Origin of the sequence: Lysinibacillus fusiformis, assembly GCF_003049525.1 — a bacterium.
In the GTDB taxonomy this organism is placed as follows: Bacteria; Bacillota; Bacilli; order Bacillales_A; family Planococcaceae; genus Lysinibacillus; species Lysinibacillus fusiformis.
Genome location: NZ_PYWL01000002.1, coordinates 515109 through 527264, shown reverse-complemented (window position 1 = coordinate 527264; position 12156 = coordinate 515109). Strand labels below are relative to the sequence as shown.

General features: G+C 38.2%; 13 protein-coding genes. 4 read left to right on the top strand and 9 right to left on the bottom strand.

The annotated features are described in order from the left end of the window. Positions 1-21 precede the first annotated feature (21 nt). On the top strand, positions 22-705 hold the full coding sequence (locus tag C9J29_RS07450) for a class I SAM-dependent methyltransferase (protein ID WP_107921873.1): 684 nt from the start codon (positions 22-24) through the stop codon (positions 703-705). A 99-nt stretch (positions 706-804) separates the two neighbouring features. Here C9J29_RS07450 and C9J29_RS07445 read toward each other — a convergent pair whose 3' ends face one another. Continuing rightward, positions 805-1245: a GNAT family N-acetyltransferase gene (locus tag C9J29_RS07445; RefSeq protein ID WP_107921872.1), complete on the bottom strand. Its 441-nt coding sequence runs from the start codon at positions 1243-1245 to the stop codon at positions 805-807. Between the two features lie 111 nt (positions 1246-1356). Between C9J29_RS07445 and pdxR the strand changes: the two genes are divergently transcribed. Then, on the top strand, positions 1357-2739 hold the full coding sequence (pdxR, locus tag C9J29_RS07440; protein ID WP_107921871.1) for a MocR-like pyridoxine biosynthesis transcription factor PdxR: 1383 nt from the start codon (positions 1357-1359) through the stop codon (positions 2737-2739). A gap of 74 nt (positions 2740-2813) precedes the next feature. Here pdxR and C9J29_RS07435 read toward each other — a convergent pair whose 3' ends face one another. From C9J29_RS07435 to C9J29_RS07425, 4 genes are all read right to left on the bottom strand, one after another. Further along, positions 2814-4025, bottom strand: coding sequence for an MFS transporter (locus C9J29_RS07435; RefSeq protein WP_107921870.1), 1212 nt, complete (start codon positions 4023-4025; stop codon positions 2814-2816). A 514-nt stretch (positions 4026-4539) separates the two neighbouring features. Continuing rightward, positions 4540-4707: a hypothetical protein gene (locus C9J29_RS24240; protein WP_164908690.1), complete on the bottom strand. Its 168-nt coding sequence runs from the start codon at positions 4705-4707 to the stop codon at positions 4540-4542. 136 nt (positions 4708-4843) lie between these two features. Further along, positions 4844-6067, bottom strand: a complete 1224-nt coding sequence (locus tag C9J29_RS07430) for a GNAT family N-acetyltransferase (protein WP_008175849.1) — start codon at positions 6065-6067, stop codon at positions 4844-4846. Beyond that, positions 6064-6792 carry an AAA family ATPase gene (locus tag C9J29_RS07425; protein ID WP_107921869.1) on the bottom strand — a complete coding sequence of 243 codons (729 nt, stop codon included), beginning with the start codon at positions 6790-6792 and terminating at the stop codon, positions 6064-6066. The genes C9J29_RS07430 and C9J29_RS07425 overlap by 4 nt, the downstream gene beginning before the upstream one ends. 525 nt (positions 6793-7317) lie before the next feature. Here C9J29_RS07425 and C9J29_RS07420 point away from each other — a divergent pair. Both C9J29_RS07420 and fumC read left to right on the top strand, forming a co-directional pair. Further along, positions 7318-7533, top strand: coding sequence for a hypothetical protein (locus C9J29_RS07420; RefSeq protein WP_008175845.1), 216 nt, complete (start codon positions 7318-7320; stop codon positions 7531-7533). 275 nt (positions 7534-7808) lie between these two features. Beyond that, positions 7809-9200, top strand: a complete 1392-nt coding sequence (gene fumC, locus C9J29_RS07415; RefSeq protein ID WP_107921868.1) for a class II fumarate hydratase — start codon at positions 7809-7811, stop codon at positions 9198-9200. Between the two features lie 71 nt (positions 9201-9271). Here fumC and C9J29_RS07410 read toward each other — a convergent pair whose 3' ends face one another. From C9J29_RS07410 to C9J29_RS07395, 4 genes are all read right to left on the bottom strand, one after another. Then, entirely contained in the window at positions 9272-9808 is a 537-nt protein-coding gene (locus tag C9J29_RS07410) for a GNAT family N-acetyltransferase (protein WP_008175843.1), read from the bottom strand. 86 nt (positions 9809-9894) lie between these two features. Beyond that, the gene (locus C9J29_RS07405; protein ID WP_008175842.1) at positions 9895-10104 is read right to left on the bottom strand and encodes a hypothetical protein; all 210 of its coding nucleotides are present in this window, start codon (positions 10102-10104) and stop codon (positions 9895-9897) included. 633 nt (positions 10105-10737) lie between these two features. Beyond that, positions 10738-11619, bottom strand: a complete 882-nt coding sequence (locus C9J29_RS07400; protein WP_107921867.1) for a DMT family transporter — start codon at positions 11617-11619, stop codon at positions 10738-10740. Between the two features lie 22 nt (positions 11620-11641). Beyond that, a complete protein-coding gene (locus tag C9J29_RS07395; RefSeq protein ID WP_107921866.1) occupies positions 11642-12151 on the bottom strand; it encodes a GNAT family N-acetyltransferase in 510 nt (169 codons plus the stop codon). Positions 12152-12156: the final 5 nt, after the last annotated feature.

The following is a 12156-nucleotide window of genomic DNA, read 5'->3' as shown; positions in this document are numbered from 1 at the left end:
TATACATTGGAGGTAATGACTATGAAGACACATTTATTAGAGAAGGCTCGCATTTATGAACAAAGTACTCGTATCTCTGTACCAACTTATGACACTCTGTTCGCCATGGCACAAGCCTATTTCCGAGCTCATTTAGGTGAGCAAGAAACTTCCCTGCTAGTTGTAGGAGCTGGGGGCGGTAATGAGCTGTCCGCATGGGGACCCTCTAATCCAAGCTGGACATTTACAGGTATAGACCCGTCTGAAGAGATGCTGCAAATTGCTCAGTATAAAGCACAGCAATTAGCTATTGAAAGCCGAGTTCAGCTTCTCCAAGGAACCATTGATACCTTGCCCTCCTCTCCATTAACCTATGATGCGGCTAGCTGTATCCTTGTGCTGCATTTTATGGAAGATAGACAGCAAAAACTTAACTTACTGCACAATATTCATGAGCAATTAAAGCCTGGCAAACCTTTTGTCCTTGCTTGTGCCTACGGTGATCGTAATAGTGACGAACTGCAAGATCGCATTAAAATCTGGCAAAGCTTCTTTTTAGAGGCAGGATATAAAAAAGCAAAAGTTGAAGATATGGGACAAGTCATTATGAATATCTCTTTCCTATCCGATCAAGACATTCAAGAATTATTGAAGGAGGCTGGATTTAAGCAGATTACGCGCTTTTTCAGTTCAGGTCTTTTTGCTGGCTGGATGAGTCACGCCTAACCGTAAGACCCCGCCATTTAGCTCAAATGGGGGGTCTTTCAACAGGTGGATTATAGATTTCATACAAATAAAGGCTTATAAAAACTACAGCCCTGTTTTTCACCAATAAATACTGTAATAATAAACATGATCATCTATGGTCATCCCTACTTTTTCATAGAGCTTTTGTGCATTGACATTGTCCTTTGCTGTTTCGAGCATCATGTAACGAGCGTTCTCCTGCTGGCAATAGACGTAGCATTGATCGATTAATGCTTTGGCCACCCCTTGTTTTCTGGCATGCCCAGCCACAAATAAATCATTTAAAATAAACGCCCTTTTCATAGATACGGATGAAAAGATAGGAAATAACTGCGCAAAGCCTACTGCTTCCCCATCTAAATATGCGAGAAACATAATGGATTGCTCCTTTTCCACACGTTCTTGGATAAACTGCTCGGCTTGTATTAAATCAGTCGCTTGTCCATAAAACTCACGATAGGCATTAAATAACGGGACCACTTCCCCAATTGTTGCCTGTGTCACAGTACAAATATTCATATTCCACTCCCCCATTTCAATTTATTTGTCATTCTAGTATGATGGTAGTAGATTATCTGACATTTCAAAAGAGACAGTATCAAACATTTCAACATGTCGAAGAGGTGCGTTATGGACGATTTCATCTTTTTATTAACCGACAAAGAGGCCAAATATAAACAAATCTATCAGCAAATGAAAACCCTCATTATGGAGGGCACATTGCAAAAAAATGATTCTCTGCCTTCTATTCGGAAGCTGGCAGAAACATTGCAGGTGAGCCGCAATACGACCTTAACGGCCTATGATCAGCTTGTGGCTGAGGGGTACATTCGTGGTGAAGGTCGGAAAGGGTATTTTGTGAATGCGCTGGAGCAAGTTTTCTTTCACGAGCAGCCACAGCCCATTCGATCGAAGCCACTAAAGGATACTACAGCATTCCTTGTAAACTTCAAAGCAGGGGCTGTCGATCAACAGCACTTTCCCATCAAGACGTGGCGTCAAATCGCCAATCAGGTTTTACAGGATTCCACTTGCTATCAATATGGTGAACTGTTTGGAGAACCTATGCTAAAAGAGCAGCTTGCCCAATATTTACTGCAGGCAAGAGGCCTATATACCAATAATGAAAATATCATTATTGGGAGTAGTACACAGCAAATGCTTCTGTATCTTGGGTTTTTATTGAAGGAAAATTTCCCTAGCATATTGCTGGAGGACCCAGGCTATGATGGGGCTCGAGAGGCATTTCAATTACATAACTTTGACATTGAGGCCTTACCTGTTTTCGAAGCAGGTGCACAGCTTGATATTTTAACAACTTGTCGCTCACGGCTATTGTATGTCACACCATCACACCATTTTCCATATGGTGCCTCCATGAACATTCAACAGCGGCAAGCACTAATACGATGGGCTCAAAAAGTGAATGGCTATATTCTTGAGGATGATTATGATGGTGAATTTCGTTATACACAACAGCCATTCCCTGCTCTTGCCTCTATCGATCCCTCTCGGGTCATTTATTTAGGCACATTTTCGAAATCCTTTTTACCAGGCATACGAATAAGCTATATGGTGTTACCAGATGCCCTTATGCAGCCTTATAAAGAAAAATTTGCTCATTTTGAACAAAATGCATCCACCCTACATCAACGCACAATGGCTCATTTTATGGCCCAAGGCGAATGGACCCGCCATATTAAAAGAATGCGCCTAACCTATAAACAAAAAATGCATTGCCTTGTGCAGGAGCTACAACAACAATTTGGGGAGCAAATCACGGTTTTAGGTGAACAATCAGGACTCTATATTTTGGTGAAAATAAAGTCATCCCTCTCGGAACAACAGCTAATCCAACAAGCTGAGGCCCACGGGGTAAAAGTTTATCCAACCAGCCCGTTTTTTCTCCATCAAGCCCGGATAGAACCGATGCTACAGCTAGGCTTTAGCACATTAACAATGGAAGAAATTAAATTAGGTGTCCAATTACTTAAAAAAGCATGGTCCTCATAAATAACACCAAGTTCGTACATTGTGTTCAATAAAAAAGGACCATCAAAATCGATGGTCCTACTTCTTCTTTAATTTTATGGTTTCAAAACATTTCTAACAAACAATTGCTTATTTTTGTGTGCGATTACACTGACTGTCGCCAGTAATAGCCCCGAAATCACGAAAACCATTCTAATTCCTACTAAATCTGCTATTACCCCCATAACGAGAGAGCCAATGCCGAAAATTCCAGTTCCGATAGCACCTAATGAGGTATAAACAGTTGACAACTGTTCTTTTGATACACTGGTTTGTATTACAGTTTGTTGAGGAATTTGTTTAATTTGTCCAAAAAGCCCTACACAAAATGATAAAAGTAAGGAAATCATCGGAATGCTATTTATGCTAAATACTATTGTAAATATGAAACTTGCAAAGGAGCCGACAAAAATATAGGTTCCTATTTTCTTTTCTACAACAGAAGAAAATTTTATACAATAAGCACTTCCTAAAATCAGACCTAAAAAGTTGGCTCCATTAATAAAGCCCCACCACTTTTCATCAACGTTCAACGCGTCGTTGACAAACACATATAAAATAGCGGCTATCCAAACTGTTGCAGCGATGGTATCTAAAAATTCTATCCAAGCAATCCTTTTTAAAACTGGCGTATTTGATAAAGTTTGCCAACCCTCTTTCATCTTTTCTAGTTTCCCTTTTGTCTCCGTCGATTCATGGCTGTTTACATTTTCTAAAAGGCTAAGTAATAGACTTGCCAATACAAATAGACATCCAACTAACCAAATCAGTTGCTGAGAGCTCATAATCAGTAATAATGAACTTCCTACGAACCACATACCTGCTTGAATGACCTGCGTAATAGTTTGGGAAATTCCATTAGCTTGAAGTAGCTGTTCAGGTTTAACGTAGTGTGGAGTCAATGTCTGTCTTATTGGATTTGCACATCCATCAAAAAAAGCAATAAACCCTATTATTAAAAAGATAAAATAATAATTAGCTGCTGATAATCCCATTACCAGAAACCCTAGAATAAAGAGTAAAATGGTTTTTGCGATTTGTGACCCAGCAAGTAACCATTTAAGATTTAGTTTCTCCACTAAAAGAGGTGTCAGCATACTGGATATGAACATAGAGGAAGCAATCGTAAATGGCACAAACGATGCTGAAATTGCAGAATCCGTCAACAAAAAAATCGTACTTATAACACTGACTATATATAATACATCGCCTATATTAGCGAGTGATTGACCTAATAGTAATAAAGAAAAATTTCTATTCAATTTCATTATATATCCCCCGATATTTCATTTGAATTTTGGCTTCATGGGGAAAATTAGATTGGACTATTCATTAAACTTTGACTCCTTTCATCTAGCGGATAAATCTGGGGGATATCGATTTATCACAAGTTTTTTATCATCCATACAAATTTAATTGAATTATAGCATTGTTTGTTTTAATATTACACATCCACAGTAAATTATTACCATACCCTAAGTTTATTCCATAACTAATCCTTCTTAAGCTAAGCCGATTCATTGTTCAATATAAAAAAAGAGCTGTGTAAACAGCTCTCAGACTATAGACAAACTCGATGAATTTTGAGTTTGTCTATAGTCTTTTTTCTTTTACAATGAAATAAAGTAAAGCCGTTGATTTCCACTACGGGCGGACGCTTTCCGCGGGCGGGGTCAAGCTGCTTCCCTCGCTGCGCTCAGTCCAGGATCTCGACTTTCCCGCTTTTCCCGCAGGAGTCGCCGCCCTTTGTTCCAATCAACTTCTACATAAAGAGCTCCTTATTCATCTATTGATAAAAAGTAAACTTTTGAGGTGATCAACCATGATGACGTTTATAATATTCCATTCTTCATCTGCAATTGCTTTGTTTGATAGCTTATGATAGTCGTAGGTGATTAAAGCCTTCCATAAAGCCCAACCCCTAGCTCTATTCCCGACTAATAAATCCATTTCTATTCCCCTTCTATATCCATGTTTGTCTATGTATATAAAGTTACTCCCTTGTTCAAATATGCAGTGTCTTGATGATCATTAAAAGCTGAACTAATGTAAAAATTAGTTCAGCTCCAAAACTGTTTCCACGCGCTTAGAAATAATCAATGAATGTCGGTATGCCTACAGGTAATACGTCCTCTAGTAAGGCAATTTCCTCCGCACGTCCCTGTAACCGTTCAATTTTCTCTAAATACCTTGGGCGTTTATAGCCTAGCAGCATAGTGGCCAAGGTTTGCACCGTTAAATGGACAGCATTATCATTTAATGTCTCGCTCACCTTTTGGACAGACAGCTTACCATCCACCATTTTGATGATGAATGTACCATTATTCCAAGCGACAATCCGATCCGTTACGGCTAGCTGAAGCTCAAAGTTTTGACTGACAAATGGATAGCGTAATAAAAACTCTTTAACATCAACAATTCTCGCCATAAAATAAGGAGAGACCTTTTGAATAATCTCACTATCCTCTAATAGAAATGCTACAGCTTCATTACCTGTCGTTTTCCCATAGACATTATAAATCATGGAACTATGGGCAGAGACAAAATTCCATAACCCTTTACGTGCTTCTTCCTGTAAATAGACGATTTCATCAATATAATAATTTTCCTCCATAATACGATAAAACATGTAGCCCTGCGCCACATCTCCTTCATCGTAGTAGACGGCAGCCTGAAGGTTAACATCACTGTCAATGAATTTCTCTTCCCAGAAATCCTCCTGAAATTTCTCATTCCATGCAATACTATTTCGCACCATTACACCATGTGTTTTTTCGGCATATCGGGCGTAGATATCCACAACATCCTGATGTTTCGGATCAACACGCCGAATTTTCCCATTGAGTCCGGAATAATGCGGAAGCTGTGTATCCTTCACCTGAAATTCTACGATATCACTCATAATTTCCCATCCCTTTTTTCGGTAATAAGGAATTGAATATGGGAATAAATAGGATATACATTGTCCCTCGTTGCGCATACTTTGTAGGCTTTCAATAATCAAGCTTTCCATCAAGCCATGGCCCGAATACTCTGGGTAGGTGCCAACTGCTGTAATCCCCCCCATTTCATAAATCTTCCCATGGACATTGACCTCAAAAGGCAAACTTAAAATTTGCGATACTAAATGTGAGCCATCAAACCATCCGATAGCATGTCCCTCATTAAATTGTCTACTTTTTGCATTCACAAAACGACGGTCCTTATGAATAGACATCGACATTTGAAAGACATAATTCAATAAATCAATGGATTGTGCCATTTCATCCAATCGAATTTCTCGCATGACTAAGCCTTTTCGTTGATTCATGATTCCCTCTCCTCATCAAATAACTCACTTAAAATTGTTTGTGGTGCATCTAAAAACCGCTTGGTGACAATGTAATGAATGGAATCCTTATAGCGGATCGTTTCAATTTCTCCATTGTCAAAGCTATAAATCGTTGCATTTGGATAACCGAGTAAAATAGGTGAATGTGTAGCAATAATAAATTGTGCCTCATGCTCAAGGTCCTTCATAATTTTTAACAAGCTTAACTGCCTTGTTGGAGACAATGCTGCCTCAGGCTCATCCAATAAATAAATGGCTTTACCTTTAAAGCGATTCATAAATAAAGCAAGAAAAGACTCCCCATGGGATTGGTGATGTAGAGATTTTCCACCAAAAGCGTTATATCTCCTTGGATCTTCTATCAAATCAATATGACTGGCAAATTGATAAAATGTTTCGGATCGAAGAAAAAAACCATTTGAAATTTTCGGCATCCACGACAAACGGATATATTCACCCAGTGAAGATTCTGCCTTATGTACTTCATACAGATTTTGGCGGCCACCACCTGCCGTATTAAAATCGCACCGATCTGCAATAGCTTCCAGTAATGTTGATTTTCCCGAACCATTTTCCCCAACGAAGAATGTCACATTTGTCGGAAACTCCAACTCCTGTAAATCCTGCAAGCTCGGGATATTAAAAGGATACATTTGTTTATTAGGAATAGTGTCCTGTAGCACTTTACATGATTTTAAATACATTTCATTTCCTCCTTTCTCTTATTATAACGAACAACTCCTCTGCTGAAACGTCATCGCACTACCTCTTTTACGAAAAAGAATTAAGAATAGTCAAACAAATCATAAAGTCATTATTTTTTCAATGAAAGTTCACAGCAGGAGTAGTGTAAAATCGAGTGCTAGTAGTCCCACTCAATACCACCATTGTGTAATAGATATTTCCCGAGAAATAAATAAAAAACATGTCGAAAGTTGCAATTTTATTCCGTAAAATTATGTCATATTTTTGATTTCCATAAAATTAAGTGGCAGCACGATTTTCGTATGAATGATATTTTTCAATTGTGAAGATTATAATTTCCCAGCAATATTCAAAGGAGTTCTATGATTATGCCCAATATAATCAGCATTCTTACAGGTAAGGTCCCTTACATGCAGTTTGAGTAACAATTTTTCTCCGTGCACCTATTTCCACCCATAAAAGTTCTATAAACTAGGCTCCCCTCATAAATTGAGTAACAATCAAATGTTAGAAGGTGAAGAACAATGTTTGTTACTCATTATTATGAAAATAAAACGTCCGTCTTAAGTCAATTGCTCGTCAAGCTCCCTGCCATCGAAGAGGATATTCGAATTAAAGGGCGTAAAGCCAAAGTAACGGAAGTGCTTCAAATTGACGACAACCACTATCATGTGAAGATTATTTTTGAAAAAATCCCTAAAAAGCAACCTCTTAAAGATTTAGGAAAGAAAAAGAGATAATCCATAACGTTTATTTCCACCAAATTCGGGAATATTCATACTACTATTGCGAATTATTCTCACCTCATTATTTCTTCAAAGAAATTGGTTGACATTTTAATTGATAACAATTATCATTATCAATAGATTATTTCTTTTCTCCAAATTGCTTATTTCAGAATCCCCCTCTTTTTTGAATAAGCATGTATCAAACGGATATTCTTACATCAGACTAAGAGTATCCGTTTTTATCTGTATATATGGAGGATTTTTACATACTAAAGGAGCTGTTTGACATGGATTATCGTATTGAAAAAGACACTATGGGTGAAATTAAAGTACCTGCTGATAAAATTTGGGGTGCGCAAACACAGCGCAGTAAAGAAAATTTCCAAATTGGTACGGAACATATGCCAATTGAGCTTGTGCAGGCCATGGCTATTTTAAAGAAAAGTGCAGCAATCGCGAACAACAAACTAGATAAGCTTTCAGCTATTAAAGCGAATGCAATCGTACAGGCTGCAGATGAAGTTTTAAATGGACAATGGGACGATCAATTCCCATTAGTTGTTTGGCAAACTGGTAGTGGTACACAATCAAACATGAACGTTAATGAGGTCATTGCACACCGTGCGAACCAACTATTACAGGATGCTGGCGAGGCAGACCGCATTCATCCAAATGATGATGTCAATAAATCACAAAGCTCGAATGATACATTCCCTACTGCATTGCATATTGCGGCAGTTTTAAAAGTGGAAGATTACTTATTACCACGACTTCGTTTATTAAAATCGACTTTGGAAGACAAAGCAGCTCAATTTAAAGATATTATAAAAATTGGCCGTACGCATTTACAGGATGCAACACCTCTTACATTAGGTCAGGAAATTAGTGGCTGGGCAGCCATGCTAGCAAAATCAGAGCACATGATTCTTCAAAATATCGACTATATGAAAGAGCTTGCGATTGGTGGAACAGCGGTTGGTACTGGTATCAATGCTCACCCAGAATTTGGGGATCATGTAGCAGCGGAAATTAGTGAGCTAACAGGTAAACCATTCACCTCTGCTGCGAATAAATTCCATGCCTTAACAAGCCATGATGAAGCCGTTGTTGCGCATGGTGCTCTTAAAGCTTTAGCGGCTGATTTAATGAAAATTGCTAATGACGTTCGTTGGCTTGCAAGTGGGCCTCGCTCAGGGATTGGTGAAATCACAATTCCAGAAAATGAACCAGGCTCTTCTATCATGCCAGGTAAAGTAAACCCTACCCAAAGTGAAGCGATGACAATGGTAGTTACACAAGTAGTAGGTAATGACGCGACGATTGCTTTCGCAGCATCTCAAGGGAATTTTGAACTAAACGTCTTTAAGCCAGTAATTATTTATAACTTCTTACAATCAACTCGCCTATTAGCAGATACAATGAAATCATTTAATGATCATTGTGCAATTGGCATTGAGCCAAATAAAGAAGTGCTTGATCATAACTTACAAAACTCATTAATGCTTGTAACAGCATTAAATCCATATATCGGCTATGAAAACGCAGCAAAAATTGCGAAAAAAGCTCATAAAGAAGGCACGACGTTAAAAGCAGCAGCTATCGCAAGTGGTCTGCTTACAGAAGAACAATTCGATGAATATGTAGATCCAGCTACAATGATTTATCCGAACGTGAAATGATTTAAGTGTAACAAAATAGGTAAAAGGATTGGGGTTATGTCCCCAATCCTTTTATTTTTCATGAACGTTGATTATGATTTTTCAATATTGATTAGAGAATAAATATATGTATCATATGGCACATTATTTTGATGCATATATTTCTTTAGTAAGCCTTCTTTTTCGAAGCCTACTTTTGTTAATAGCTTGTTAGAAGCATCATTTTCTGTGAAAACGATGGCTCCTATCCGCAATAACGCCATCTCTTGAAAGCCAAACGAAATTACTTGGTCCAATGCCTCTCGTGCATAGCCTTTTCCCCAGCTGTCAGGGAAAAGGGCATAACTGATTTCAGCTTTCTTATGCTCTGTTGACCATTCTTGAAATCCAATAGTACCTATTAGGCCTTCTCTCCCCTTTAGTTCTATCCCCCATTTAATACCTTGTTGTTCCTCATAGTTTTTTGAAAAGCGATTAATGATTTGTTTAACTTGCTCTAAACTAGTTAATGGATTTTGACCGTAATGACGTAATACGTCAGGGTTAGAAAAGCAATTTAAAATAGCTTGTGCGTCATTTTCTGTAATTTCTCGTAATACTAATCGATCCGTATTTAAAGTAGGGAACATGTGGCCACCTCTTTCAAGTATGATATATCTTCCATATTTTATATGAATAGAGCGAAAATTGCTTCATTTATTTTTTAGTAACACTATTATTTAAGTTTAATTTTTTGAATTTCAGCAACAAATATAGACTCTTCCGTTATTTTCACATATTGATAGGTGGATTCTTTCAAATAGCCTTCTTTGTTTAAATACTCTTTTAGGTCTGACTTTCTCTCAAATATTTTTTCGTTCATCTGTTGCTCGTAATCCTGCTCATCATTTCCTTTAGTAATGGTCATCAAATAAATTTTCGTCATGTCCTTTTCCCCCCTTGGTTCATGCCATATTGATGCTTATCATAAAAAAACCCTGTCAGTGGACAGGGCGTCAGCAACGAAGCTGTTGATATCGTAAAAATATAAGTATTGATGGACGTACGACTAAACTCTTTATGAACATGACCATTTCGTCCAGTATTTTCTTTTGAAATGGCTGAATGGTCATCGGCTTGAAACGACGGGTTGTCCGTTTCTTTTTATTTGGCTTGCTACCGTAATATGTTCACGGTAATAGCCGTTGCTTTGATCGTTTGATGTTGCGGTGGTGTTTTGGGTTCCATATACAATGTTGTGTAATACGCATCCGCAATAACAATCAAGTAAATAATTAAAAGTAATCGTTTTGTTCAATGGCTCAAAAATTTCAGTTCTCCCTTTTCAAATCTAATCTGTTTCTACTAATTCATACGAACAGAGATGAAAAAGGTTTCAACTATTTTTAGGGAGACAAATATGCCTCCCCTTTCCCCCTATACTGCTGCCACCATCATTTTCCCAACGATCGATATCCCAATGATCCTGATCTTTTTCTCTGCTTCTCGGAACGAATGCCAACTCCCTCACCCTTTTCAAACGTTCTTATCTAGTTTATGAAAAGATAAGGGTTTTCGTTCATCGTAAAATAGGCTTAATTTTAAACCCTAAGGCAATCGCCGCTCCGATACAACTGGATAGACAGCCCACAATCAAATAAATGCTTACTGTAGATTCACCAATCAAAACAGAGGCAATGCCGCCAATAACAGGAAATAATGCGACCATATAGCCACTTTTGGCTCCTCCAATCCTTTCGACTAGCTTTAAATAAAATAGCCAGGCCAGAAACGAGGCAATAACTGTTAAATACAGCAATGCCGATAGATACGTAATGGATGTCGGAATCATCATTTTTTGTCCTTCCATCCAAACAATTCCACACATGACCACACTACCTACAGCAAAACCAATCGCATTGGCATATATCGGGTCAATTTGGCGCTTCGCATTTCTGGCAGAACTAGCATCACCGATTGCTGTCAATAGTGTTCCTAAAAACGCAATCAGAATCCCTTTGAAATCAGCGAATCCTGAGAAACTATGTAAAGTTGGATAGATTAATACACCCACTCCCATAACGCCTAAAATACCGCCAAGAAGAACACGGCGATGTAACGGCTCTTTCAGAAAAATTCGTAAAGCAATAGGCGTTAATATCACTTTTAATGAAAAAATTAACGTGACCATGGCTGCTGAGCTGAGCATCGTCGCGTAATACAAACATAAATAACTGAATGCAAAATTACACACTCCAAAAACAATGATAAAGGGGATATCCTGCTTTTGTGGTTTACCCTGTGGTTTCATGAACCAAGCAAGTATTAAAAATAACAGAGCTGTTATGACTAAACGATAGGTTAACGATAATTCTAAACTAACGGGGGTCCCTTGTATTTTTACAGCAATAAAGTTAAGACCCCAAACGATTAAACAAAATATATACATAAAATTCGTCATACTGTAAATTCCTTCAACTTCCCTATACCTTCCATCTGCCCATCATGATAGTGTGATAGTATTGTCCATCTGAGAGGCGCTTATCATGTTTTAAAATACCTTCTACCTCAAAGCCACATTTTTGATAGAGCTGAACGGCCTTATCATTGGATTCTAACACTTCTAATGCCATTTTCTGAATACCATTAGCATCTGCCCAGTCGATCGATACTTGCATCAGGGCTTTACCAATGCCATAGCCCCAAAAATCCTTCCTGACACCGACACCAAAAATAACCTTATGGGCAAGCCTTATCAATGTAGAACCCTCACATCTTGAGTATCCTACAAGTTGATCATCAACGACTGCTACTAAACATAGATTTTTAGGGCTTGCTAGGTCATTGGAAATGAGCTGCTCGAATCCTACTCGATCAATGAACCCCTCCCCTTGTGCTCGGTCAAAGTTTTCCGTTTCACCATCTAATTGTAAACGTAAATCTGACAAGGCTTGGGCATCGTCCGGTTCGGCACAACGGACCGTATAGCACAACTCTT